Source organism: Bradyrhizobium sp. LB14.3 (assembly GCF_040547985.1).
In the GTDB taxonomy this organism is placed as follows: domain Bacteria; phylum Pseudomonadota; class Alphaproteobacteria; order Rhizobiales; family Xanthobacteraceae; genus Bradyrhizobium.
Map to the genome: position 1 here is coordinate 88,964 of NZ_JBEPQT010000014.1, position 23,494 is coordinate 112,457.

Annotated in this window: 24 protein-coding genes, 1 tRNA gene and 1 pseudogene; 10 read left to right on the forward strand and 16 right to left on the reverse strand. The window is 63.9% G+C overall.

The genetic code is table 11. The annotated features are described in order from the left end of the window. Window positions 1-180 precede the first annotated feature (180 nt). The 4 genes from ABIB00_RS23920 to ABIB00_RS23935 form a co-directional block, all read right to left on the reverse strand. Window positions 181-1,077 (reverse strand): lytic transglycosylase domain-containing protein, encoded by an 897-nt coding sequence (locus ABIB00_RS23920; protein ID WP_354106070.1) that lies wholly within the window; start codon window positions 1,075-1,077, stop codon window positions 181-183. After that, window positions 1,077-1,589, reverse strand: coding sequence for a S26 family signal peptidase (locus ABIB00_RS23925; protein ID WP_354106071.1), 513 nt, complete (start codon window positions 1,587-1,589; stop codon window positions 1,077-1,079). The genes ABIB00_RS23920 and ABIB00_RS23925 overlap by 1 nt, the downstream gene beginning before the upstream one ends. Further along, entirely contained in the window at window positions 1,586-2,032 is a 447-nt protein-coding gene (locus tag ABIB00_RS23930; RefSeq protein ID WP_354106072.1) for a DUF2840 domain-containing protein, read from the reverse strand. Before ABIB00_RS23930 ends, ABIB00_RS23925 begins: the two co-directional genes overlap by 4 nt. Before the next feature lie 503 nt (window positions 2,033-2,535). After that, window positions 2,536-2,838: a hypothetical protein gene (locus tag ABIB00_RS23935; protein WP_354106073.1), complete on the reverse strand. Its 303-nt coding sequence runs from the start codon at window positions 2,836-2,838 to the stop codon at window positions 2,536-2,538. A gap of 368 nt (window positions 2,839-3,206) precedes the next feature. Between ABIB00_RS23935 and ABIB00_RS23940 the strand changes: the two are divergent. Next, window positions 3,207-4,205, forward strand: a pseudogene (locus ABIB00_RS23940) (recombinase family protein); the annotation flags it as partial. Window positions 4,206-4,214: 9 nt separating this feature from the next. Here the strand turns inward: ABIB00_RS23940 and ABIB00_RS23945 are convergent. From ABIB00_RS23945 to mnmA, 5 genes are all read right to left on the reverse strand, one after another. After that, window positions 4,215-4,553 carry a hypothetical protein gene (locus ABIB00_RS23945; protein ID WP_354106074.1) on the reverse strand — a complete coding sequence of 113 codons (339 nt, stop codon included), beginning with the start codon at window positions 4,551-4,553 and terminating at the stop codon, window positions 4,215-4,217. 241 nt (window positions 4,554-4,794) lie between these two features. After that, window positions 4,795-4,871 (reverse strand) — tRNA-Met (locus ABIB00_RS23950). A 239-nt stretch (window positions 4,872-5,110) separates the two neighbouring features. Further along, the gene (locus ABIB00_RS23955) at window positions 5,111-5,467 is read right to left on the reverse strand and encodes a hypothetical protein (protein ID WP_354106075.1); all 357 of its coding nucleotides are present in this window, start codon (window positions 5,465-5,467) and stop codon (window positions 5,111-5,113) included. A 45-nt stretch (window positions 5,468-5,512) separates the two neighbouring features. Continuing rightward, window positions 5,513-6,151 carry a class I SAM-dependent methyltransferase gene (locus ABIB00_RS23960; protein WP_354106076.1) on the reverse strand — a complete coding sequence of 213 codons (639 nt, stop codon included), beginning with the start codon at window positions 6,149-6,151 and terminating at the stop codon, window positions 5,513-5,515. Window positions 6,152-6,389: 238 nt separating this feature from the next. Next, complete coding sequence (gene mnmA / locus ABIB00_RS23965) at window positions 6,390-7,571, reverse strand: tRNA 2-thiouridine(34) synthase MnmA (RefSeq protein WP_354045032.1); 1,182 nt, start codon at window positions 7,569-7,571, stop codon at window positions 6,390-6,392. A gap of 343 nt (window positions 7,572-7,914) precedes the next feature. Here mnmA and ABIB00_RS23970 point away from each other — a divergent pair, with 343 nt between their 5' ends. The 9 genes from ABIB00_RS23970 to ABIB00_RS24010 all read left to right on the forward strand — a co-directional run bounded on the left by ABIB00_RS23970 (window position 7,915) and on the right by ABIB00_RS24010 (window position 17,484). Beyond that, window positions 7,915-9,510 carry a flagellar hook-length control protein FliK gene (locus ABIB00_RS23970; protein WP_354106077.1) on the forward strand — a complete coding sequence of 532 codons (1,596 nt, stop codon included), beginning with the start codon at window positions 7,915-7,917 and terminating at the stop codon, window positions 9,508-9,510. Window positions 9,511-9,523: 13 nt separating this feature from the next. Then, on the forward strand, window positions 9,524-10,234 hold the full coding sequence (locus ABIB00_RS23975; protein ID WP_247343304.1) for a flagellar hook assembly protein FlgD: 711 nt from the start codon (window positions 9,524-9,526) through the stop codon (window positions 10,232-10,234). Window positions 10,235-10,470: 236 nt separating this feature from the next. Then, window positions 10,471-10,746, forward strand: coding sequence for a CtrA inhibitor SciP (gene sciP / locus ABIB00_RS23980; protein WP_002714638.1), 276 nt, complete (start codon window positions 10,471-10,473; stop codon window positions 10,744-10,746). A 182-nt stretch (window positions 10,747-10,928) separates the two neighbouring features. After that, window positions 10,929-12,539, forward strand: a complete 1,611-nt coding sequence (fliF, locus tag ABIB00_RS23985) for a flagellar basal-body MS-ring/collar protein FliF (RefSeq protein ID WP_247343301.1) — start codon at window positions 10,929-10,931, stop codon at window positions 12,537-12,539. Between the two features lie 32 nt (window positions 12,540-12,571). Beyond that, on the forward strand, window positions 12,572-13,663 hold the full coding sequence (gene fliG, locus ABIB00_RS23990) for a flagellar motor switch protein FliG (RefSeq protein ID WP_106942059.1): 1,092 nt from the start codon (window positions 12,572-12,574) through the stop codon (window positions 13,661-13,663). Beyond that, the gene (locus ABIB00_RS23995) at window positions 13,663-14,283 is read left to right on the forward strand and encodes a FliH/SctL family protein (RefSeq protein WP_247343294.1); all 621 of its coding nucleotides are present in this window, start codon (window positions 13,663-13,665) and stop codon (window positions 14,281-14,283) included. The genes fliG and ABIB00_RS23995 overlap by 1 nt, the downstream gene beginning before the upstream one ends. A gap of 3 nt (window positions 14,284-14,286) precedes the next feature. Next, on the forward strand, window positions 14,287-14,637 hold the full coding sequence (fliN, locus tag ABIB00_RS24000) for a flagellar motor switch protein FliN (RefSeq protein ID WP_247499922.1): 351 nt from the start codon (window positions 14,287-14,289) through the stop codon (window positions 14,635-14,637). 44 nt (window positions 14,638-14,681) lie between these two features. Continuing rightward, window positions 14,682-16,067: a sigma-54-dependent transcriptional regulator FlbD gene (flbD, locus tag ABIB00_RS24005; protein WP_247343288.1), complete on the forward strand. Its 1,386-nt coding sequence runs from the start codon at window positions 14,682-14,684 to the stop codon at window positions 16,065-16,067. A 268-nt stretch (window positions 16,068-16,335) separates the two neighbouring features. After that, window positions 16,336-17,484, forward strand: a complete 1,149-nt coding sequence (locus ABIB00_RS24010; protein WP_354106078.1) for a M20 family metallopeptidase — start codon at window positions 16,336-16,338, stop codon at window positions 17,482-17,484. A gap of 110 nt (window positions 17,485-17,594) precedes the next feature. On the opposite strand, the gene ABIB00_RS24015 is transcribed toward ABIB00_RS24010, so the two are convergent. From ABIB00_RS24015 to ABIB00_RS24045, 7 genes are all read right to left on the reverse strand, one after another. Then, window positions 17,595-17,753, reverse strand: a complete 159-nt coding sequence (locus ABIB00_RS24015; protein WP_354106130.1) for a hypothetical protein — start codon at window positions 17,751-17,753, stop codon at window positions 17,595-17,597. A gap of 92 nt (window positions 17,754-17,845) precedes the next feature. Further along, window positions 17,846-18,427, reverse strand: coding sequence for a flavin reductase family protein (locus ABIB00_RS24020; protein WP_354106079.1), 582 nt, complete (start codon window positions 18,425-18,427; stop codon window positions 17,846-17,848). A gap of 31 nt (window positions 18,428-18,458) precedes the next feature. Continuing rightward, a complete protein-coding gene (locus ABIB00_RS24025; RefSeq protein ID WP_354106080.1) occupies window positions 18,459-19,295 on the reverse strand; it encodes an ATP-binding cassette domain-containing protein in 837 nt (278 codons plus the stop codon). A 7-nt stretch (window positions 19,296-19,302) separates the two neighbouring features. Next, complete coding sequence (gene ssuC / locus ABIB00_RS24030) at window positions 19,303-20,109, reverse strand: aliphatic sulfonate ABC transporter permease SsuC (RefSeq protein WP_354106081.1); 807 nt, start codon at window positions 20,107-20,109, stop codon at window positions 19,303-19,305. Beyond that, window positions 20,106-21,272, reverse strand: a complete 1,167-nt coding sequence (gene ssuD / locus ABIB00_RS24035) for an FMNH2-dependent alkanesulfonate monooxygenase (RefSeq protein ID WP_354106082.1) — start codon at window positions 21,270-21,272, stop codon at window positions 20,106-20,108. The genes ssuC and ssuD overlap by 4 nt, the downstream gene beginning before the upstream one ends. Window positions 21,273-21,280: 8 nt before the next feature. Beyond that, a complete protein-coding gene (locus ABIB00_RS24040; protein WP_354106083.1) occupies window positions 21,281-22,234 on the reverse strand; it encodes a sulfonate ABC transporter substrate-binding protein in 954 nt (317 codons plus the stop codon). 38 nt (window positions 22,235-22,272) lie between these two features. Continuing rightward, complete coding sequence (locus ABIB00_RS24045; protein WP_247343266.1) at window positions 22,273-23,235, reverse strand: sulfonate ABC transporter substrate-binding protein; 963 nt, start codon at window positions 23,233-23,235, stop codon at window positions 22,273-22,275. Between the last annotated feature and the right edge of the window lie 259 nt (window positions 23,236-23,494).

Sequence of the window (23,494 nt, forward strand, 5' to 3'; positions counted from 1 at the left end):
AAGGAGCGGCACGCGCCCCGACCGACTGGCACGCCGGAACCCAAGCCATGCCAATGGCTTGTTGTTCGACCGGCGAGCCCCTTTTATCTCGCCGTCCTGATGTCGTACCTGCCCATTGCGCTCGCCTTTCCGCCCATTCATCTCCAACGTACGCCACTGCATGCCAGCTTGCGCATTCGCTCATCGCGAGGCCCCTGCATTAGATCTCGCGACGAACAACCCTGTTGCCGGTGGCACGATGGCCGAGATGTCGTGAACGAAGGTCGCCGCCGGAGCCCGATTTGACGAGCGCCCGGACTGCTGCGGGTCAGCGGTGTTCGTACTTTCAAATCGAGCAACAAAGAGCGCCGCTGCTGGTGGCCCCAGACCCGCGACGGCACTAGAAGCTGCGATGTCGCTACCGATGAGAGGCACAAGTTTCTGCAAATAGGCTTTGGTCTCGGCCGGCAACGGACGACCGGTGAGATGTTCCTCGCAGCGACCAGGTCCCGCGTTGTAGGCTGCAAGGAAGCCCGGAGAGCCGTACCGGTCGTGCAGGTCCCGAAGGTACGCAGTCCCCGCAAGAATGTTATCGCGGGGATCGTAGGGATTATTGCCGAGGTCGTACCGCTCGCGAAGTTCCGCCCAAGTCGCCGGCATGATTTGCATCAGGCCCATGGCACCTTTCGGTGACTTGGCACGCATGTCTTGGGCGGTTTCGACGTCCAGGACTGCGCGTATCCAGCGCACCGGCACACCGAAGCGGCGCGAGGCCTGCTCGACAAATTCCGCAAACGGACCGCCAGCTTGATGACGTGCTGGAGGCTCCGCGGGTCGCGTCTCGGCGACAGCAGCGGCGCTACTCACGGCCAGCGCGATGAACAACGGCACGACAGCGCGCAGGCTCCCCTCGAACAAACGCAAGCGTGCCGTCGTGCTCGCGCCCGTCCAGGGTAAAGCCGCTTCGCGCCGGCCGTTCGGCCGCCCTGGACCGCCGCTGCGCGCAACGGCCGCGCAATCGTTGGTCGGGACGGAGGAATGGTGCAGCACTCGGCCGAACAGAGGAATAGCTGGTCGGAAACTCAATACGGGCACCATCAATCCTCCCAGGTCCACACCGGCAGCGCGCGGCCAATGACAGCCGATGCCGGCAAGAGCCCGAAATAGCGGCCATCCTGCGAGCTGGCGGATTGCCAGTTCATGACAAAGAGTTCGCCGTCACCGACGATGTGGCAGCCCTGCCATTTCGGGAGGGGACGGCCACGGCCATCGCGATCTCGGGCTTCGCCCATTTCGATGGCGTCAACCGAAATCGTGAGCCCGCTTCGGCAAACGGTCTGCCCGGGAAGCGCCAGCACGTGTTTGAGCATCGGCAATCCCGCTGGCAGATAGCCGTTCAGGTCGAGGAAGGTCGCGAGCGGCTCCGGTGGCTGTACGGCGAGGAGTTCCGTAACGAACAGCTTGTCCGCCGGCTGCACACGGTAGAGCCCGATCGGTACGCTCTCGGATGCATTCCAGATGTAGGCCGGCGTAATCTCCAGAACGATTGGCGCGATAAGTGCGACGGCACCGCAGAGCATCGTGGTCAACGTCTTGAGCCGCGGTGTCATCGCATGACCCTCTGCCGGTAAAGCCATGCCTGGTGGCGCGCTCTCGTGTAGGGGCGCGGGTTTTCGTTGACGGACAGGCGATTGTGAATGTGATGCCAATGATCAGGAGCAACGTCGGCGGGATCGATGCCGAGCGCTTCGATGGCGTCGACCATCTGCAGCACCCGTTCGACTTTCGGCCAACCGGAGAGCCGCAGCAAAATCTCCCCGCCGGGCTTCACATACGGCACGGTCGAGCAGCGCTGTCCCGGTGCGACCGCGCGCAAAATATCGATCCGCGAAATGATCGTGCCAAAGTCGTTGGAGGTCCAACGGATAAGGGCAAAGATGCCGCCGGGTGCAAATGACAGAACACGCCGGTGACGATCAAGCTTCCGTTCCTTGACGATGCGACCGAACCGAATGCGGTTTTCGATTCGCTTCGTGCTCCAGCCCGGCGGCAACAAGAGCCTCCAGGCGTTCAAGCCGTTTCTCGGCTGAGAACTGAAGCAATTGACCGTTCTCAGCGTACTCAAACCCTAGAGAACGGGCGCGCCGCCTTGCATCATCGTAGCCACGCGTAACTTCATCGGCGCTAGCCCTACAAGCCTGCTGCCAATGGGCCTCCAGCTCGCTATTGAGCCGCTCTGCTACGCGGACGGCCCTTCTCCCAGTGCGATCGGTGGCGACCGAGACTTTCGTGGAATGCCGGACGATGCCACGGCGGATCCAATGTCGCAAATTCCGCTGGAACTCGGCGCACGAAGTGCCACACGCCGTTCCGTCGAGTGAGGAAGTCAGGCATGACCCACCTCACCATTGGACGAATTGTTGGACGTTTTGTTGGACGCCTTCGAAGTCAGTTGATCGCTCCATGCCCGGTAATGTGGGCGGAGCCTAGCGAAGCCAATGCGGCCAGTGGCCGTAATCTTTGATAATTTCAAGTGATTGCCTCCAATAAGAGGCTCTAGGGGGCACTTGATGCATCCCGCGCAATGGCGGACGGGAGAGGCGTCGAGTGGCGCTTCCCTAGGAAAGAGGAATCGAACCCCTGTTTCAGCCTTGAGAGGGTCAGGTCGACCCGTTCGATGATCAGATCGATCATCCTGAAAAGAGTTCGGCGATAGAGCCTGTAGATGTCAATCTCGACCTGTTTGCACGACCAGGCGTGTTCACACCAGAAATGAGCCAACCGACGCGCAACGAACGCGATCGGATTGATAAAAAAGACAACGACATCAACGAAGCCGATCGTTATCCCGCCGCTCATAACTGTCTGGTTGGAGGTCTTGGATTCCCGATCCCAATCTCTGCGAGACCCTACTCCAGATTTTTCCGGTCTCAAGTCTATCCGTTCTGCTTTCAATCATATCCAATTCTGCGATCGATGTATAAGCGACGTACCCTTCTTGGACTTCATACAGCATCTTGCTGTTATGAAGCGCGCGAAGATAAGGGAAAGTTTTCATCATACGCCACGGTGTGTAAGCCCACCTGAATTAGATCGTGCTTTGCTGAAATTTGTTGAAGCCCTTGCAATCGCCGATGCACGGCGCGATCATCTCTTCGAGAATGAGCGGCTGATGAAGATTCATATTGATGCCGCCAGCGAGAAACGCATCGGCGGTGGTGTTCAAGATGAAGCCCGCAGCAATTTACGCTCGGTTCTCGACCGAGCTTCAAAACGAAAAGTCGACTGAAGATCAGATCGCTTTGTGTAGGGCCTATGCGGCCCGTCATCAACTCAACGTCGTTGCGACTTTCGAAGACAAGGCTCGTTCTGGGGCATCTGTATTCGGCCGCGATGGCTTGATGCAGCTTATGGATGCGGCGCGCCAACAGCGATTTACCGTCGTCATTGTGGAAGCGTTGGATCGGCTTTCTCGTGACATGGAAGACCTGGCCGGCATCCACAAAAGGTTGTCTTTCCAGGGGATCGAAATCCAGGCTGTTCATGACGGCACCGCGGACTCGATCTTGATTGGTATTCGCGGCCTCGTTGGACAGATGCAGCGCGAAGACGGAGCGAAGAAGGTCCGTCGCGGCATGGCCGGCGTGATACGCGACGGTCGACACGCCGGGGGGCGCGCCTACGGATATCGAGCCGTTCCCGGCAAACCCGGCGAACTCGAAATCGTCGACGACGAAGCTGCGATCGTCCGGCGCATTTTCACGGCATATGCCGCGGGACGGACGCCCCGAGACATCGCGCACGATCTCAACAGAGAAAACGTTCGTCCACCGCGAGGCCGACGATGGAACGCGTCGACGATCAACGGCAATGCCCAACGTGGTGCTGGGCTCATCTTCAACGAACTCTATGCCGGTCGTATCGTGTGGAACAAAGTCCGAATGGTCAAGGATCCCGATACCGGCAAACGACTATCTCGCCCGAACCCTCGTGACGAGTGGCAGAGCATCGAGGCACCTCAGCTGCGCATCGTCGATCAGGTTATTTGGGAGCAGGCTCACGCCTTGAAAACCGAAAGGAGCCACTTGGCCAGCCACGTGAAGCGACGGGCGCCGCATCTTCTCTCGGGTCTACTTCGCTGCGGCTGTTGCGGATCGGGAATGTCGGTTCATGACCGCGACAAGACTGGAAAGACCAGGATTCGGTGTTCGGCGATTCGCGAAAGCGGGATCTGCTCAAATCGTAGGATCATCTACCTGCGCGATATCGAAGGGCTTGTACTCAGCGGCATGGTCGAGGAATTGAAGGATCCTCGTCTGATCGAGACCTATGTGCGCAGCTACAACAATGAGCGGGAGCGGCTTGCCGGGAACGCGGTCGCGGTGCGCGCGCGACTTGTGGCGAAACGTGACCGGATCGAAGGCGAGCGGCAACGGAACATTGATCTTGTGATCAAGTACGTCATCTCCGAGGAGGATGCCAAACAGCGGATCGCGGAGCTGAAGGAAGAGCGATTGCGCGTCGAGGCCGAAATGGCCGCACTCGAAGAGGCCCCAGTCCCCATCGCACTCCACCCAGCTACCCTAGACCGCTACATCAGAACAGTGAACACACTTGCCGAGACAATGGCTAAGCATTCAAAGGCAGAGGACGATCGGGGTTCACTGATCGAGGATTTTCGAGCCCTTGTGCACAGCGTAACTGTTCACCCAAATGGACCTCGGAAAGGCTGGGAGGTTGAGGTGAAAGGCAAACTCGCCGCCCTAATAGGCGGGGACATCTTTCCTCAGGCCCACCGTAATAGTGGGGGATACATGGTAGCGGGAGAGGGACTCGAACCCCCGACCCCAGGATTATGATTCCCGTGCTCTAACCAGCTGAGCTACCCCGCCACAGGGTCGCGAGGGCCTGATACGGCCGATCTCGCGAACGCGCGGCATATAAGGAAGGGGGCGGCGGGCTGTCAATCCGCGTTTGCGTAAGCTTCCGCCTTTGCTGAAGCTACGGCGGGACAAGTCCGCTTCGGGGAGCGAATTGGACCTATTTCGGGACCAGATTTCCAGCCACACCCGTGATGGCCGGACTGGTCCGGACAAGCCCGGCCATGACGAGATCGGGAGACAGAATTGGCCTATTTCGGCCTTACCGTCGGGTCACCGCCGGGGCTGCCGGGGGGCGGAATGACGGGCATGGCGCCGTTCGTGCTGGGCGCCGGCGCGTGCATCTCGGGATCGACGCCGGAGGGCGGGCAGAGCACGCCGTCCGATTTGGCGAGCTTGTCGCCGAGCGGTTCCCGGGACTGGCCCGTGGTGGTGCCGTCGGCCTGGCGGTTGGGGCGATCCTGCGGCGTGCAACTGGTGGCGTGCTGCGGGGATGGCGGCGCGGTCGCTTGCGGCGGCGTCGCCGGGGCGGGCGGGGCCTGCGCGATCGCGCTGCCGGAGGCGGCGATCAGGATGCTGGCCAGAACGATGTTTGATGTCGTGCGCATGGGCGGAGAACGCGCGGGGTGTACGCCCTGTTCCCACCCCGAACATTACGATTTGAGGTAGCGGATCAGCGAAAAGTGTCCCATCGGCGGCATCGGGCGGCGCTCGGCCAGCGTAACGCGGCCGTGTTTTGCGGCCCAGTCGACCAGTCGCTGCCACGGAAATTCCGGACGCCAGCCGAGACGGCGGGCGAGCGGGGCAAACGCGAGTTCGGAGAGTTTGCGAAAACCCGTTTCCGCCCCGATGTGGTTGACGAGGATCAGCTCGCCGCCGGGCTTCAAGACGCGCACGAACTCGTCGAGCGTGCCTTCGGGATCGGGCACGGCGGTAATGACATATTGCGCGACCACCGCGTCGAAGAAGTTTTCGGGGAAGGCGAGATTCTTCGCATCCATCACCGAGAGCACCTCGACATTGCTCAAGCGCAGCGCACGCACGCGCGATTGCGCCTTGCGCAGCATCGGCTCGGAAATGTCCACGCCGCAGATTTTCGTGGTGCGCGCATAGTCCGACAGCGAGAGGCCGGTGCCGACGCCGACGTCGAGGATGCGGCCGCCGATCCGGTCGGCCTCGATGATGGTCGACTGCCGGCCGGCGTCAAAGACCTTGCCGAACACGAGATCGTAGACCGGCGCCCAGCGGCCATAGGCCTTCTCGACCCCGGCCCGCGAGATGTCTGCTGCCATGCCCCTGCCCTTACGCCAAACTCTATCGAGAATTGATTATTGGTGAGATCGAAGTCAGCCCCGCGCGCGGTCTGGCACCTCTCGCGCTTGCGGGAGAGGTCGGCGCGTAGCGCCGGGTGAGGGCTTTATCCGCTCGCGATATATCGCGGGTGGAGAGAGCCCACTCCCAAACCCTCTCCCGCAGGCGGGAGAGGGGGCGCACTTCCGGTGTCGCGAGAGTGCGGTCCGATTTCATGGATTAGCCGCGCACGGCTTCGGCGAGCGGACGTGCCGTGCCGGTCGCAGCCTTCGCGGCGGCGCTTTGAATAAAGCCGCCGCCGAGCACACGCGCCTGGCCCGAGGGCGCGTCGTAAAACACGCAGGCCTGGCCCGGCGAGACACCCTCTTCGCCTGCGACGAGCTCGACCTCGTAATGGCCGTTCGCGCCACGCAGCCATGCCGGCTGGGGGCTGCGGGTCGAGCGCACGCGCACGAACATTTCGAGGCCGGCGCCGATCGCGCGGTCGATGTCGCCGTCGCCGATCCAGTTGACGTCGCGCAGCACGATGCGGTGCATCTTCAGCGCCTCGCGCGGGCCGACGACGACGCGGCGGTTGGCGGCCTCCAGCCGCACCACGAACAGCGGCGCGGCGGCGGCGATGCCGAGGCCGCGGCGCTGGCCGATGGTGAAATTGGCAATGCCGTTATGCCGGCCGAGCACGCGGCCGTCGAGATCGACGATCTCGCCGGGGTCCATCGCGTTCGGCCGCAGACGGGTGATGATGTCGGTGTAGCGCCCTGTGGGCACGAAGCAGATGTCCTGGCTGTCGTGCTTGTCGGCGACCGCGAGACCGAAGCGCCGCGCCAGTTCGCGCGTCTCGGGCTTGGTCATGTCGCCGAGCGGAAAGCGCAAGTAATCGAGCTGCTCCTGCGTGGTCGCGAACAGGAAGTAGCTCTGGTCGCGATCGGCATCGGCGGCACACACCAGAGCGCGCGAGCCGTCGGCGCGGCGGCGCGAGGCGACGTAATGGCCGGTGGCGAGCGCGGTCGCCCCTAACTCGCGCGCGGTCTTGAGCAGGTCGCGGAACTTGACCGAGCGGTTGCACTCGATGCACGGCACCGGCGTCTCGCCGAGCGCGTAGCTGTCGGCGAAATTGTCGATGACGGACTCGCGAAAGCGGTCCTCGTAGTCGAGCACGTAATGGGGAATGCCGAGCTTGGCCGCGACGTCGCGGGCGTCGTGGATGTCCTGGCCGGCGCAGCAGGCGCCCTTGCGATGGGTCGCCGCACCATGGTCGTAGAGCTGCAGCGTGATGCCGACGACGTCGTAGCCTTCCGCCTTCAAAAGCGCAGCCGTCGTCGATGAATCGACGCCGCCCGACATGGCAACGACGACCCTGGTATCCTCAGGACGGCCTTCGAGATCCAGACTATTAAGCATGGGCCTTAAAGCGTTGTGACGGCGGCGTTTGGCGATCCGCTGGATGCTTCCGGCGGGACATCCGCGATCCCCGGGAACTTTGGTTCCCGAAGGGCGGCTTGCCCGGTCGAAAGCGGCTGAGAGCTGTCTCTTTAATATAGGCGGCCTTCCGGTGAAGCAATCATGGGGGCGGCCAGTTAGGGCAATTCTTGCCGGGGAGGCAGAAATGACGGGGCTTTGAAAGGCCTTGCGGCAGCGGAGACGATTCCTCAAATCATTGATTTATCTTGATAAAATACCGAGGCGCGGGGCTGGCCCGCTCCTTGCTACCTCTTATGCCGAAGATGTTTCCGAGGGGTCGCCTGTGGTCGGTCGTACGTCAGATGTAGCGGCAAGCGCGCAAGTCCAGAGCGCGCAGCAAAAGCCTGCCCGGTCGCAGGCGTCGAAAGACACGTCCAACGACTCCTTCGGTTCGCTGGTCGACAGCAACACTCAAGCTATCAGCGACAGCGCGTCGTCCCCGGACACCGCACCGCGCCGGACCGATTCCTCGTCGTCCTCGGACAAGAGCCCGCGCGATCATTCGGCGACCGACCCGTCCTCGCAGAGCAAGGCCAGTGACGACACCGACAATTCCACGCCGGCCAAGAACGATACCAAGAACGACACAACGGCCGATCCGACCAAGGCGGATAGCAAGACCAAGGACAAGTCCGAGACCTCCGACGCCAAATCGGCGGACAAGTCCGACGACACCAAGGATAAGAAGACCGACGGCACCGATGGCCTTGCCGCCACCGTCAATGCCGCCACAACCGCGCAAGTCGACGCGACGCCGGCCGCCGTGCCCGATCCCAGCATCGTGGTGGCCGCGCCGGTCGTGCCGCTCGATCCGAACGCGGCCGCGAACCAGGCCTCCTCGCCACTGACGATCGCCGCCGCCGGCATCGCCGCCAGCGCCTCCACCGCGGCGCAGATCGCCGGCGCCAAGACCGATACCGCGACGCCGGGCGACAAGAGCGCCAAGACCGCGGGCGCCAAGGTCGATGCCGCTACCTCGGCGACGCTGGCCGATGCCGCGACCGGGACGACCGATGCGACCGCGACCGATGCGAAGACCAATGGCGGCCTGATCGCCGCCGTCGACCAGGGCACGCCAAAAACTTCGTTCAAGGCCGTCGCGACCGCGCAAGTTGGGAGCGACGTCTCCAATATCGGCCAGGACACCGGCAAGGCGAACGCCGCGCAGACTCCGGCGACGGCAGCGTCCGCCAACGCGGTGCATCCGCAAGCCGACAAGCCGCCAATCGATGCGAACGCGGCCGACGCCAAGGCTGGGACTTCCGACCGCACGGCCGATGCGACACCGGCGACGGCAACACCGCATGCCCATGCGGGCACGCAGGCCGCGGTCCCCACGACCGACACCAGCGCGCAGGCGGCCTCTGCCGTGCAGGCGCCGCTGACCAATACCACTTCGGCCGCGACCGCATCGACCGCGACGCTCACCGCGACCGCGGCGAATGCCAACGCTATTCCGATTAGTGGCGTGCCGATCGAGATCGCGGCGGCCGCACGCGCGGGCAAGACCCGGTTCGACATCAGCCTCGATCCGCTCGACCTCGGCCGCATCGATGTCCGCATCAATGTCGACCGTAACGGCCAGATCACCTCGCATCTCACCGTCGAGAAACCGGAGACGCTGCAGATGCTGCGGCAGGACGCGCCGCAATTGCAGCGCGCGCTCGACGATGCCGGCCTCAAGACCGGCAGCAACGGGCTGTCCTTCAGCCTGCGCGACCAGAATTCGTCGGGCCAGAACTCCGGCCAGAACAACGACAATGGCGGTAATGCCCGCCGGCTGATCATCAGCGACGAGGAAGCAGTTCCCACAGCCCCGGTCGGGCGCAGCTACGGCCGCATGCTCGGATCGAGCAGCGGCGTCGACATCAGAGTGTGAGGAGTATCGAGACATGACCACCACGACTGGCGCCACCGCTCCTTCGGTCGTCTCCGGCACGACCGATCTGACGAAATCCTCCACCTCGAGCTCGAGCCTGGGCTCGACCACCGGCGCGACGCTGGCGGGCAACTTCCAGACCTTCCTGACGCTGCTGACGACGCAGCTGCAGAACCAGAACCCGCTCGATCCGCTCGACACCAACCAGTTCACCCAGCAGCTGGTGCAGTTCGCCGGCGTCGAGCAGCAGCTCAAGACCAACGACTCGCTCTCCCAGCTGGTCACCCTGCAACAGACCACGCAGGCGACCCAGGCGCTCGGCTTCGTCGGCAAGACCGCCCTGGTTGACGGCACTACGGCGTCCATGACGAATTCGTCGGCGACCTGGCATCTCAACGTGCCCAGCGACGCGACGGTCGACATCACCGTCGCCAATGCCAGCGGCCAGACCGTGTTCACCGGCAAATATACCGCCGGCGCCGGCGCCGACGTTCCGTTCACCTGGAGCGGCATGGGCAACGACGGCACGCAATGGCCCGACGGCAAGTACACGATCTCGGCCACGGGCAAGGATGTCGCCAACAACAATGTCGGTATCGCCGCGCAGGTGCAGGGCACGGTGTCGTCCGTCGACCTGACCCAGTCGCCGCCGCTGCTCACCATCGACGGCGCCAGCTACACCCTGAGCCAGGTGAAGAGCATCATCGCCACGGCCAGCAATTAAGGCCTGGGTGCACGGTTGAGAGGCCTTGCGACACCCCGCGCAGGCCTCGTTCGTTAGTAAAGTATTTAAAATACCCCCTCGGCCTGCCTGGATGCACCCTTCCCGCCGGTCGAGACGGCTGCGTTCCAGCCATTTTCAACGAGAATTGTATTGAAGCCTTAGGCTTAGCGGATTTTTAAGCCGCGATGCCTATGGTTGTGGCGTGAGTTCAGTGGTTGAGAGTTTGTGAGTACGCCATGACAGAACCCCATCGCCCGAGGGTAAAATACGTCATCGGGCCGGACGGCAGTCCGCTGACGATTGCAGATCTGCCCGCACCCGGCACCAAACGCTGGGTTATCCGCCGCAAGGCCGAAGTCGTCGCCGCTGTGCGTGGCGGGCTTCTCTCCCTTGAGGAGGCTTGCAGCCGTTATACCCTGACGGTCGACGAATTCCTTTCCTGGCAGTTTTCCATCGACCAGCACGGTCTGGCGGGGCTTCGCACCACCCGCATCCAGCAATACCGCCAGTAGGCAATCCGGAAATCTGCGGCTTTTGACGAAAATCGGGCTCGCCTCGCGAGGCCGATTTTTTTCATGGCGCTACTTTTGTCGCAGCTCTTAACCTTCGTTAACCATATCGAAACCATCACCTAGGCAATAATTGCCCAGTCGGCCTTTCCTGTGAAAGCAGCCGAATCTATCGGGGCGGTTGCTTGCAAGGTCTTGCGGACTTTCTGAAGGGTATCGGAGCCGCCCGGTTCGGGGCGATGATCGCGGTTACCGCCGCGCTTGTCGGCTTTTTCGCGTTCGTCATCATGCGCGTCACCACGCCGCAGATGACGACCCTGTTCACCGACCTCAGCGTCGAGGACTCCTCGGGCATTATCAAGGACCTGGAGCGCCAGGGCATCCAGTTCGAGCTGCGCAACGAGGGCACCATCATCATGGTGCCCAAGGACAAGGTCACCCGCCTGCGGATGAAGCTCGCCGAGGGCGGCCTGCCCAAGGGCGGCGGGGTCGGCTACGAGGTGTTCGACAAGTCGGACGCGCTCGGCACCACCTCTTTCGTCCAGAACATCAACCATCTCCGCGCGCTGGAAGGTGAGCTCGCCCGCACCATCCGCGCCATCGACCGCATCCAGGCCGCCCGCGTCCATCTGGTGCTGCCCGAGCGTCCGCTGTTCTCGCGCGAAGCACCGGAGCCGTCGGCCTCGATCGTGGTCCGGGTCCGCGGCGCGCTCGAAGCCCAGCAGATCCGCGCCATCCGCCACCTGGTCGCCTCGGCCGTGAACGGCCTGAAGCCGCAGCGGGTCTCGATCGTCGACGAGACCGGGCAGCTGCTCGCCGACGGCGCCCAGACCGATCCGGACCAGCAGATCGGCGACGAGCGCCGCACCGCCTTCGAGAAGCGGATGCGCAAGCAGGTCGAGGACATCGTCTCCTCCGTGGTGGGGACGGGGCGCGCCCGGGTCCAGCTCTCCGCCGATTTCGACTTCAACAAGATCACCCAGACCTCGGACAAGTTCGATCCCGAAGGCCGCGTGCTGCGCTCGAGCCAGACCCGCGAAGAGCAGAGCATGACCGCCGACAACAACGGCCAGGTCACCGTCAACAACGAGTTGCCGGGCAACCAGCAGAACAGCGGCGTCGCGGCCAAGGACCAGAGCAAGAAGAGCGAAGAGACCAACAATTACGAGATCTCCCGCACCACCAAGACCGAAGTGACCGAGGCCGGCCGGGTCAACCGGATCTCGGTCGCGGTGCTGGTCGACGGCATCTACTCCAAGAACGACAAGGGCGATCTGGCCTACCAGGACCGCACCAAGGATCAGCTCGATCGCATCGCCACGCTGGTGCGTTCGGCGATCGGCTTCGACCAGAAGCGCGGCGACCAAGTCGAGGTCGTCAATTTGCGCTTCGCCGACGCCCCCTCCACCACCCCGATCGCCGAACCCTCCGGCCTGCTCGGCATGCTCCAGTTCACCAAGGACGACGTCATGTACTTCGTCGAGCTCGGCGTGATGATGCTGCTCGGCCTGATCGTGCTGTTCCTGGTGATCCGCCCGCTGGTCAAGCGCATCCTGGCATCCGACGAAGTCGCGGCCGCCATCTCCGGCGTTCTGACCGGCCCCGCCGCGAGCGACGATGCAGCGCCCAGCAGCCAGCCGCTCCTGCCCGGCGCCGCTGCAAGCGCGATCGACGTCGCTACCATCCAGGGCCAGGTCCATGCGCAGTCCGTCCATCGCGTCGGCGAGCTCGCCGAGCGCAACCCCAACGAAACCGTCGCCATCATCCGCCAGTGGCTGACCGAACCAGCCAAATAATCCGCGTCAAGTGAATCAAGAAGTGATCTGACATGGCCGCTGCCCTGCAAAATGCCAACTCCAACGACATCACCAGCGTGATCTCCACGCTTGGTCAGCGTGCCGGCAGCCGTGGAGGTGCGAAGGTCGAAGCCGTGGCGGGGCCGAAGCGTGCCGCGATCCTGATGCTGGCGTTGGGCGAGCAATATGGCGGCAAGATCTGGTCGCTGCTCGACGACGACGAAGTGCGCCAGCTCTCGCTGGAGATGTCGACGCTCGGAACCGTCGAAGTCGACACTGTTGAGGACATGCTGCTCGAATTCGTCTCGCGGATGTCGGCCTCGGGCGCGCTGATGGGCAATTTCGACGCCACCGAGCGGCTGCTCCAGCAATATCTGGCACCCGAGCGCGTCAACGGAATCATGGACGAAATCCGCGGCCCGGCCGGCCGTAACATGTGGGAGAAGCTCTCCAACGTGCAGGAAGAGGTGCTCGCCAACTATCTCAAGAACGAATATCCGCAGACCATCGCGGTCGTGCTGTCGAAGCTGAAGCCGGAACACGCCGCGCGCGTGCTCGGCATCTTCCCCGAGGATCTGGCGCTCGACGTCGTCAACCGCATGCTGAAGATGGAGGCGGTCCAGAAGGAGGTGATCGAGAGCGTGGAGAAGACGCTGCGCACCGAATTCATGTCCAACCTGTCACAGACCCGCCGCCGTGACGCCCACGAGGTGATGGCGGAAATCTTCAACAATTTCGACCGCCAGACCGAAACCCGCTTCATCACCTCGCTGGAAGAGGACAATCGCGAATCGGCCGAACGCATCAAGGCGCTGATGTTCACCTTCGACGACCTCGTGAAGCTGGATTCCGGCTCGGCCCAGACCTTGATGCGCAACGTCGACAAGGACAAGCTCGGCGTCGCGCTCAAGAGCGCCAACGAGGACGTCCGCAATTTCTTCTTCGGCAACATGTCCTCGCGTGCGGCCAAAATGCTCCAGGACGACATGGCGGCGATGGGTCCGGTCCGCCTGCGCGACGTCGACGAGGCCCAGGCGCTGCTGGTCAACCTCGCCAAGGACCTCGCCGCCAAGGGCGAGATCATGCTGACCAAGAACCGCGCCGACGACGAGCTGGTGTATTGATGGGCGCTCCGGCAAAATTCCTGTTCGACAACGACTTCGCCGCGCCCGACCGGACGCGCGAGAAGGCCGCAACTGCGGCCGAGATCGCCCAGAAGGTCGCGGAAGCCGAGGCGCGCGCCTATCAAGACGGCTTTGCCGCCGGCCAGCGCGAGGCCAAGGCCGAGAGCGACCGCCGCGTCGCGCTCGCGATGGAAGAGATCAACATCGGAATTCGGGGCATTGCCTCGGGCATCGGCAACATCGAAACCAAGATGGAGACCGAGGCGGTCGACGTGGCGGTGGCGGTGGCGCGTAAGCTGTGCGCCGATCTGGTCGCCGCCGAGCCGCTCGGCGAGATCGTCGCGCTGATCAAGGACTGCTTCTCGCATCTGGTCGCGACGCCGCATCTCGTCATCCGCATCAACGACGCGCTCTACGACGCGGCCCGCGAGAACATGGAGCGGCTGGCCAAGCAGAGCGGCTTCGAAGGCCGGCTGGTGATTCTGGCCGAGCCCGAGATTGCTACCGGTGATTGCCGGATCGAATGGGCCGATGGCGGCGTCGTGCTGGAGCGCGGCGCCATTACAGCCAAGATCGACGAAATGGTGGGACGCTATGTTGCGTCCCGCAGGGGGAGCTAAGCCATGAGCGACACTGACGGACAGGTCCCGCTGCCCGATCTCAACGGCCCGATGCCGCCTGCCGGCACCGACGTCGGCTACAGCGAGGACGAATATGCGACGCGCGCCGCCGCCGACCTCGAGGCCGTGTTCGACGTACCGGTGCAGGTCTCGGCCGTGCTCGGCCGCTCCAAAATGGACGTCAGCGAGCTGTTGAAGCTCGGGCCCGGGACGGTACTCGAGCTCGACCGGCGCGTCGGCGAAGCCATCGACATCTACGTCAACAACAAGCTGGTCGCCCGCGGCGAAGTGGTCCTGGTGGAGGACAAGCTCGGCGTGACCATGACCGAAATCATCAAGACTGAACGCGCTTAAAGCGATGACGCGCGGCAGCGCGACCAGACGGACAGGAGACTGATATGCGGCTTCTCATCGTTGGCACATTGAAGGGCCAGCTCACCACCGCCACCAAGATCGCGATGGCGAACGGTGCCACCGTGACCCACGCCGAGGATCACGAGCAGGCGATGCGCGTGCTGCGTGGCGGCAAAGGCGCCGACCTGCTGCTGGTCGACGTCGCCCTCGACATCCGCGACCTCGTGATGCGGCTCGAAGCCGAGCACATCCACGCTCCGATCGTCGCCTGCGGCATCACCAACGACGCCCGCGCCGCGGTTGCCGCGATCCACGCCGGCGCCAAGGAATACATCCCGCTGCCGCCGGACCCGGAGCTGATCGCAGCCGTGCTGGCCGCGGTCGCCAACGATTCCCGCGAGCTGGTCTACCGCGACGAGGCGATGGCCAAGGTGATCAAGCTCGCCCAGCAGATCGCGGGCTCGGACGCTTCCGTGATGGTCACCGGCGAATCCGGCACCGGCAAGGAAGTGCTGGCCCGCTACGTCCATACCCGCTCGGCCCGCGCCAAGCGCCCGTTCATCTCGATCAACTGCGCCGCGATTCCCGAGCATCTGCTGGAGTCCGAACTGTTCGGCCACGAAAAGGGCGCCTTCACCGGCGCGATCGCCCGCCGCATCGGCAAGTTCGAGGAGGCAACCGGCGGCACGCTGCTGCTCGACGAAATCTCGGAGATGGACGTCCGCCTGCAATCGAAACTGCTCCGCGCCATCCAGGAGCGCGTGATCGACCGCGTCGGCGGCACCAAGCCTGTCCCGGTAGACATTCGCATCATCGCGACCTCGAACCGCAATCTGGTTGAGGCCGTACGCGAAGGCACGTTCCGCGAGGACCTCTTGTTCCGGCTCAACGTCGTGAATCTGAAGATCCCGCCACTGCGCGAGCGTCCCGCCGATATTCTCGAGCTCGCCCAGCACTTCGTCAAGAAATACGCCGAAGCCAACGGCGTGCCGATGCGCCCGATCTCGGCGGAAGCGCGACGCGTGCTTTCCGCCAACCGCTGGCAGGGCAACGTCCGCGAACTCGAAAACACCATGCACCGTTCGGTGCTGATGGCGCAGGGCGACGAGATCGGCGCCGACGCCATCCTCACGCCGGACGGCGACCGCCTCGACCTCGCCAAGACCGCGCCGGCCGTGGCGCATGCCACCATGGCCGCCGAGCAGGTAACGCGGGCCCTGGTCGGCCGCACCGTCGCCGATGTCGAACGCGACCTGATCCTGGAGACGCTGAAGCACTGTCTCGGCAACCGGACCCATGCCGCCAACATCCTCGGCATCTCGATCCGCACGCTGCGCAACAAGCTCAACGAATATTCCGACGGCGGCATCCCGATTACGCCCGCCGGCACGCCGGGTGAATATCCGCGCATGCCGATGGTCGGGGCGTAGGCGCTCTACGCTGATTGAGAGAATGCGAATGCCCGGGCCAAGTCCCGGGCATTTTTGTTTGAATGCAGGCTACCGCCCTCGTCATTGCGAGCGCAGTAAAGCAATCCAGGATCTTTCCGCGGTGACAGACTGGATTGCTTCGCGTCGCTCGCAATGACGGCGTTGAGGGCGTTGAGGGCGTTTCTCGCATAACGGGACCGCGCTACGTGACTAGGCCATCCGCAGGCAACGCCCTATAACTCCGCATGAAAACCACGCGAGGGTAAACATGTCTGAAGCTCAAATCACGGACTGGCTGGCGGCACAGCGGCAGGCGATGATCGACCTGCTGCGCGATGTCGTGAACATCGATTCCGGGTCCCATGACAAGGAAGGCGTCGATGCGGTCGGGGCGCGGTTCGAGCGGCATTTTGCCGAGCACGGCATCCCGTTCCGGCGTGAAAACAACGCCACCTTCGGCGATGCGATCCATGCCGACGTCGCAAAGCCCGGCAGCAACGAGAAGCCGGTGCTGTTGATGGGACATCGCGACACCGTGTTCGGCAAGGGCGAGGCCGGGCGGCGTCCGTTCACGATTCAAGACAAGCGCGCCTATGGTCCGGGCGTTGCCGACATGAAGTCGGGCGTCGTCATGAACATATTCGTGGCGACCGCCTTCCATAAATTCGGCGGCAGCCCGCACCCGATCAAGGTGCTGATCACCTCGGACGAGGAGATCGGCTCGCCCTCCTCCCGGCCGGTGATCGAGCGCGAAGGACGCGCCGCGCGCGCCGTGTTCAATTCCGAGCCAGGCCGCCCGACCGGCAATATCGTCACGGGGCGCAAGGGCGGCATCTTCATGCATGTCGCCATCACTGGCAAAGCCGCGCATTCCGGCGCCAATTTCGCCGCCGGCGTCAGCGCGATCGGCGAGCTCGCGCACAAGATCGTGCAGATCCACGCGCTGACCGATCTCGACAAGGGCATCACGCTGAACGTCGGCCTCGTCTCGGGCGGGCAGTCCGTCAACACGACGGCGCCTTACGCGGAGGGGCAGATCGACATGCGCTACGTCGATCCCGCGGATCGTGCGAGGGTGATGGCCGCGATCGAGGCGATCATCGCGACGTCTTACGTGCCGGGCACCAGCGCGACGCTGACGGTCAAGGGCGAGTTCGTCCCGGTGGTGCAGAGCGCCGATTCAAAAGCGCTGTTCGAAACTTATCAGGCCGCCGCAAAGCAGGCCGGCCTCACCACGCTCCAGGGCGAGTTCTCCGGCGGCTGCGCCGATTCCGGCTTCACCGCCGCGGTCGGAACGCCGACCATCTGCGGCCTCGGCCCCGTCGGCGGGCTTGCGCACACGCCGGAGGAATATCTCGAGCTCGACAGCATCGTGCCTCGCGCACAGGCGCTGGCGCTGGCGATTTTGCGAGGCTAGTCGCACACACTCCGCCGACATGCCCGGGCTTGTCCCGCGCATCCACGTCTTTCCGGGAATCGCGGCTACGCGTGGATGGACCAAGCCCGGCCATGACGAGGAGAGAGCCGTCACGAATAACTCGGCGCGTCCGGCTTGCGGAAGATGTGGATGGGGTCGCCCGGCACGATCGGTTGGCCGCTGAACATGGCATAGGCGTAGAGCGCGAGATAGGCGATCGCGAGCGCGCCGATGGCGTAGAAGGCCCAGGTCGCGATGCGTTTCATCATTGCGCTCCATTGCCGTCCCGGCGGGAGGCCGAGGTGCTTCTAGAGCGATGAAAGCGAAAAGGCCAGCCTGTGCGCCCCTCGGCCGGCGGCGATCAAATGCCGCGCCGGAGGTGGGTGGGAACGCTGACGTCCGCAAGCCTGGCCGCGTCTTCGTCCTGATCGACCGCCACGTACTGGCCGTGCCAATAGGCCAGCGCAGCGTTGCGGGTGGAATTCCTGACATCCCGGACACGGCCGATGACGATGCCATGCGAATGGCGCTCGACGATCTCCTCGACCTCGCAATCGACAGCGGACAATGCGCCGACCAGCAGCGGAACGCCCGAAACCGCCGTTACCCATCGGGCGCCCGCGAAACGATCGGCACCCTTGAGCCCTCCCTTGCCGGCAAAGCGCTCGGCGACATCGAGCTGATCGGCCGCGAGGATGTTCACGCCGAAAGCGCCGTGGCGCCGGATCAGCGGGAAGGACGAGGCATCGCGATTGATGCTGACGATCAGCGTCGGTGGCTCGACCGACAGCGAGGCGACGGAAGTGACCGTCATGCCGGTAATGTCCTTGCCTCGCCCGGCGGTGATGACGCTGACGCCGCCGGTGAGGTGGCGCATGGCGCCGCGGAAATCGGCGGACGTGACGGCAATTTCGGTCATGAGATCGCGGGGCACTACATTCATGGCATCGCCCCCAAACGGGGTCCCTCGCTATTTAGGTACGATCGTCCGCCGACAAAAGGTGGCTCAGGATCGAGCCTTCGAGACCCGCGAGCTCGGCCGAGCCGCGTTCGCGGGGCCGGGCCGTGTTAACCACGACGTCATGGGCGATCCGCCCCTCCTCGATCACCAGCACCCGGTCGGCCAGCGCGACCGCCTCGGCGACGTCGTGGGTCACCAGGATCGCGGTAAAGCCCTGGTCGCGCCAGACGCGCTCCAGCAACCGCTGCATCGAGATGCGGGTCAGCGCGTCCAGCGCGCCAAGCGGCTCGTCGAAGGCGAGCACCCGCGGACGCGAGACCAGCGCGCGGGCAAGGGCTACGCGCTGCTTCTGGCCGCCCGACAGCACCGAGGGCCACTGGTCGCGCTTGTCGGTCAGCCCGACCTCGGTCAGCGCCTTCTCGGCGCGCGTGTGCGCGTCACTGGATGAACGATCGCGACCGAGACCGACCTCGACATTGGAGAGAACGCGGGCCCAGGGCAACAGCCGGGGCTCCTGGAACATCACGCGGATATCCTCGGGTTTCACCGCGTCGCCGAGCGAGATGCTGCCGGCGTCAAACTTTTCCAGGCCGGCGATCAGGCGAAGCAACGTGCTCTTGCCGCAGCCGCTCTTGCCCACGATCGCAACGAACTGGCCGGCCGGGATGTGCAAATCGATGCCGCGCAGCACCTCATTGTCGCCGTAGGATTTGCGCAAAGCCCGGATGCTGAGCGGCAAGCCGCTGGTGTGCGCCGGCCGCTCCTCGCGCACGACACGGGGGTGCGGCGCGAAATTGGCGCGGCTGGCGAGTTCGGTTTCCGGAAGGGAGGTACGAAGGGCTGTCTGCATGTCACTCTCAACATTTCCAATAAGCGGGGTGCCAGGAGAGCGTCAGGCGCTCGAGCACGCGGGAGGCGCTGTCGGCGAGCTTGCCGAGCAGCGCGTAGATCAGGATCGAGAGCACGACGACGTCGATCAGCATGAACTCGCGCGCCTGCATCGCCATGTAGCCGAGGCCCGAAGACGCCGCGATGGTCTCGGCGACGATCAGGGTCAGCCACATGATGCCGAGCGCGAAGCGGATGCCGACGAAGATCGAGGGCAGCGCGCCCGGGAAGATCACGCGCCGGAACAGCTCGCCATCGCTCATGCCGTAGATGCGGCCCATCTCGATCAACTGGGGATCGACGGTGCGGATGCCGTGCAGCGTGTTGAGGTAGATCGGGAAGAACACGCCGAGCGCCACCAGGAACAACTTCGCGCTCTCGTCGATACCGAACCACAAAATGACCAACGGGATCAGTGCCAGATGCGGCACGTTGCGCACCATCTGGAGCGTGGTGTCGGTGAGCTTTGAGGAGAGCTGCGACAGGCCGTTGGCGAGACCGAACGCGAAGCCGATGCTGCCGCCGATCAAAAAGCCGATCGAGGCGCGCCAGAACGAGACCCAGATGTTGCGCACGAGCTCGCCGGAGAGCAGCAGCTTCCAGCCTGCGAGCATGACGTCGCTCGGCGCCGGCAGCACCCGCGTCGGCACAAAACCGGTGACGCTGGCAACCTGCCAGATCGCAATGATGGCGAGCGGCACGATCCACTGGATCAGGCCGTCGAGGCGCGGCAGACGCAAGCTGCGCGGAAGCGAAACGCTGTCGATCAGGCTCATGACTGCGACACCTTGTGCTGCGGACGGAAGTCGCTTCCGACCGTTTCACCAAAGGGGCCGCCGTTGAAGTGAAGCTTGGTCACGTTGCTGGGCTGCTCCAGCGAAAGCAGCGGGAACACCAGCTCGGCGAAGCGATAGGCTTCCTCCAGATGCGGGTAGCCCGACATGATGAAGGTATCGATGCCGATGTCCTGATACTCCTTGATACGGGCCGCGACGGTCTGGGCGTCGCCGACCAGTGCCGTGCCGGCGCCGCCGCGCACGAGGCCGACACCGGCCCACAGGTTCGGAGCGATCTCGAGCTTGTCGCGCTTGCCGCCATGCAGCTGTGCCATGCGCTGCTGGCCGACGGAATCCATCCGCGCAAAGTTCTTCTGCGCGGTCGCGATGGTCTCGTCGCTGACATGCTTGATCAGTTCATTGGCCGCACGCCAGGCCGCGTCATTGGTCTCGCGGACAATCACGTGGAGCCGGATGCCGAAGGACAATTTTCGGCCACGTGCTGCGGCGACCTCCCTCACCTTGGCGATCTTCTCCGCGACCAGCGCCGGCGGCTCACCCCAGGTGAGATATTTGTCGACGGCGTCGACGGCGACGTCGATACCGGCATCCGACGAGCCGCCGAAATAGAGCGGCGGCCGCGGCGACTGCACCGGAGGAAACAGCAGCTTGCCGCCTTCGACATGGATGTGCTTGCCCTCGACATTGACGGTCTTGCCGGCGAGCACGTCGCTATAGACGTTGAGAAACTCGCGGGTGACCTCGTAGCGCTCGTCATGGCCGAGGAAGATGCCGTCGCCCTTGTTCTCAACGGGATCGCCACCGGTGACGACGTTGACGAGAAGCCGGCCGTTGGTGATGCGATCGAGCGTCGCGGTCATGCGCGCGGCCACGCTCGGCGATTGCAGGCCGGGCCTGACGGCCACGAGATAGCGCAGCCGCTCGGTGAACGGCGCGACCGAGGAGGCGACGATCCAGGAATCCTCGCAACTCCGTCCCGTCGGCAGCAGCACGCCGAAATAGCCGAGCTGGTCGGCGGCCTGCGCGATCTGGCGTAGATAGTTGAAATTGACCTCGCGGCCGCCAACGCCGGTGCCGAGATAACGGCCGTCACCGTGGGTCGGCAGGAACCAGAGGATGTTGGCGTTTGCTTGCTTGCTCATGTGCTTGCTCATGATCCTGGCTTCCGCGCCACGTCGGAAATCTTGATGGATTTGGGAATCAGGTTGAGCGCGAAGAACGCGTCGGCAACCTGCTGCTGATCGGCGACGACGGCGTCGGTGATCGGCTTGATGCCGTAGGCCTGCCGCTTCAGCGCCACCTCGACCACGGGGACCGGCAGGCCGATCGCGGGCGCCAGCTGCTCGGCAACCGCGTGGATGTCGCCCTTGGCCCAATCGTCTACCGCGCTCAGCTCGGCCAGCACGGCGTCGATGACCTTCGGATTGGCTTCGAGGAATTTCTTCGAGGAGAAATAGAACTGGTAGTTCGCCACGATGCCGGTGCCGTCAGCGAGCGTACGTGCGCCAGTCGCCGCCTCCGCGGCGGCCTGGAACGGATCCCAGATCACCCAGGCATCGACCGCGCCGCGCTCGAAGGCGGCGCGCGCATCGGCTGGCGCCAGAAATACCGGCTCGATCTCGGAATATTTGACGCCGGCCTTCTCCAGTGCCTTGACCAGGAGATAGTGGACGTTGGAGCCCTTGTTGAGCGCGACCTTCTTGCCCTTGAGATCGGTGACAGACTTCAGCGGGCTGTCTTTCGGCACCAGGATCGCCTCGCCCTTCGGGGCCGGCGGCTCGTAGGCGACATACTGGATCGGGGCGCCGGCGGCTTGCGCGAAGATCGGCGGGGCTTCGCCGGTGTTGCCGAAATCGATCGCGCCGACATTGAGCGCCTCGAGCAGCGGCGGGCCGGAGGGGAATTCGGTCCACACCACCTTGTAGCCGTCGGCCGCGAGCTTCGGCTCCAGCGTGCCCTTGCTCTTGAGCAGCACCAGCTTGCCGTATTTCTGATAGCCGATGCGGACCACCTTGTCCTGACCGTAGGAGGTGCCGACCGCGGCGGCGACGATGCCGATCGACAGCACGATGGCCGCGATCAGACGCTGAATGATACGTCTCATGTTCAAACCCTTCTGGATGGGAAGATCGGTCGGCACGATCAGGCTGCCGGGTTGCGCCAGACGATGTCGCGAACGACGATCGGCTTGGGGATCAGGCCGAGCTTGTAGAAGCGGTCGGCAACGCCCTGCTGGGTGACGACGATGTCGTCGGTGACGGGGCCGACCACGAAGTTCGCGCGATTGGCTGCGACGGTCTGGATATCCAGCGGGACGCCGGTGATCGCGGCGAGCGATCTCGCGACCTCGTCGCGGTTCTGTTCGGCCCATTTGCCGGCCGCCGTCGTCACGTCGACGATCTGTTGCAGGATCGCACCGTGGTTCTTCGCGAAATCGCGGTTGGCGATGTAGAAGGAATTGGTCTTGGTGACTTCGCGTGCATTGATCAGGATGCGGCCGCCCTGCTTGGTCTCGCCGATCGCAAAATACGGATCCCAGATCGCCCAGGCCTCGATGCTGCCATTGGCAAAGGCAGGCCCGGCATCCGGCGGCGTCAAATAGACCGGCGTGATGTCGGCGTAGGTGAGACCGGCCCTTTCCAGCGTCTGCACCACGATGTTGTGGGCACTGGAGCCCTTGGTGAAGCCGATGCGCTTGCCCTTCAAGTCAGCGATGGTGCGGATCGGCGAGCCCTTCGGCACCAAAATGCCCTGGCCGTTGGTGATGGGCTGGCCGGCGGCATAGACGATTGCCGCGCCCGCGGCCTGGGCGAACACCGGCGGGGAATCGCCGACCGAGCCGAAATCGACGCTGCCGACATTCATCGCCTCCATCATCGGAGGCCCCGAGGAAAACTCGACCCATTTCACCTCGATGCCTTGCGGATTGAAATGTTTTTCCAAGGACGCCTGCTGGCGCGTGATGACGAGCACGCCGGTCTTCTGGTAGCCGACCCGAATTTCCTTCACCGCGCTTTGTGACGTTCCTTGCGCTTTGGCGCGCGAGGCGAATGCAGCGACTGCCGCAGTTCCGACGGATAATTTGAGAAAGTCCCGACGCTGCATTCCGCACTCCCGGCCGCACGTGGCCGTCATCATTCATCTTGCCCAAATGATGGTGCGACTTATCGGAGGTGTCGAGACGCGCGAGAAAATAGCGATGCGAGCACTGCGCCCGGTGCCGCGCGCACGATTAATCTTTCAAGCGGTGGAGCGAATGAAGATGGAATTTTTCTGCACGCGGATGTGAATGCCGAGCGCGTTGGGTCTCACGACTCGTGACCGGACCAAAAACCGCGAAAACAACCCCATGCACAGTAGCCGG

Bases quoted from the DNA above. Each gene is read 5' to 3' on its own strand.
- ABIB00_RS23920 (WP_354106070.1), bottom strand. From the start codon at position 1,077: ATGGTGCCCGTATTGAGTTTCCGACCAGCTATTCCTCTGTTCGGCCGA.
- ABIB00_RS23925 (WP_354106071.1), bottom strand. From the start codon at position 1,589: ATGACACCGCGGCTCAAGACGTTGACCACGATGCTCTGCGGTGCCGTC.
- ABIB00_RS23935 (WP_354106073.1), bottom strand. From the start codon at position 2,838: ATGAGCGGCGGGATAACGATCGGCTTCGTTGATGTCGTTGTCTTTTTT.
- ABIB00_RS23955 (WP_354106075.1), bottom strand. From the start codon at position 5,467: ATGCGCACGACATCAAACATCGTTCTGGCCAGCATCCTGATCGCCGCC.
- ABIB00_RS23960 (WP_354106076.1), bottom strand. From the start codon at position 6,151: ATGGCAGCAGACATCTCGCGGGCCGGGGTCGAGAAGGCCTATGGCCGC.
- mnmA (WP_354045032.1), bottom strand. From the start codon at position 7,571: ATGCTTAATAGTCTGGATCTCGAAGGCCGTCCTGAGGATACCAGGGTC.
- ABIB00_RS23975 (WP_247343304.1), top strand. From the start codon at position 9,524: ATGACCACCACGACTGGCGCCACCGCTCCTTCGGTCGTCTCCGGCACG.
- sciP (WP_002714638.1), top strand. From the start codon at position 10,471: ATGACAGAACCCCATCGCCCGAGGGTAAAATACGTCATCGGGCCGGAC.
- fliG (WP_106942059.1), top strand. From the start codon at position 12,572: ATGGCCGCTGCCCTGCAAAATGCCAACTCCAACGACATCACCAGCGTG.
- ABIB00_RS23995 (WP_247343294.1), top strand. From the start codon at position 13,663: ATGGGCGCTCCGGCAAAATTCCTGTTCGACAACGACTTCGCCGCGCCC.
- fliN (WP_247499922.1), top strand. From the start codon at position 14,287: ATGAGCGACACTGACGGACAGGTCCCGCTGCCCGATCTCAACGGCCCG.
- flbD (WP_247343288.1), top strand. From the start codon at position 14,682: ATGCGGCTTCTCATCGTTGGCACATTGAAGGGCCAGCTCACCACCGCC.
- ABIB00_RS24010 (WP_354106078.1), top strand. From the start codon at position 16,336: ATGTCTGAAGCTCAAATCACGGACTGGCTGGCGGCACAGCGGCAGGCG.
- ABIB00_RS24015 (WP_354106130.1), bottom strand. From the start codon at position 17,753: ATGATGAAACGCATCGCGACCTGGGCCTTCTACGCCATCGGCGCGCTC.
- ABIB00_RS24020 (WP_354106079.1), bottom strand. From the start codon at position 18,427: ATGAATGTAGTGCCCCGCGATCTCATGACCGAAATTGCCGTCACGTCC.
- ABIB00_RS24025 (WP_354106080.1), bottom strand. From the start codon at position 19,295: ATGCAGACAGCCCTTCGTACCTCCCTTCCGGAAACCGAACTCGCCAGC.
- ssuC (WP_354106081.1), bottom strand. From the start codon at position 20,109: ATGAGCCTGATCGACAGCGTTTCGCTTCCGCGCAGCTTGCGTCTGCCG.
- ssuD (WP_354106082.1), bottom strand. From the start codon at position 21,272: ATGAGCAAGCAAGCAAACGCCAACATCCTCTGGTTCCTGCCGACCCAC.
- ABIB00_RS24040 (WP_354106083.1), bottom strand. From the start codon at position 22,234: ATGAGACGTATCATTCAGCGTCTGATCGCGGCCATCGTGCTGTCGATC.
- ABIB00_RS24045 (WP_247343266.1), bottom strand. From the start codon at position 23,235: ATGCAGCGTCGGGACTTTCTCAAATTATCCGTCGGAACTGCGGCAGTC.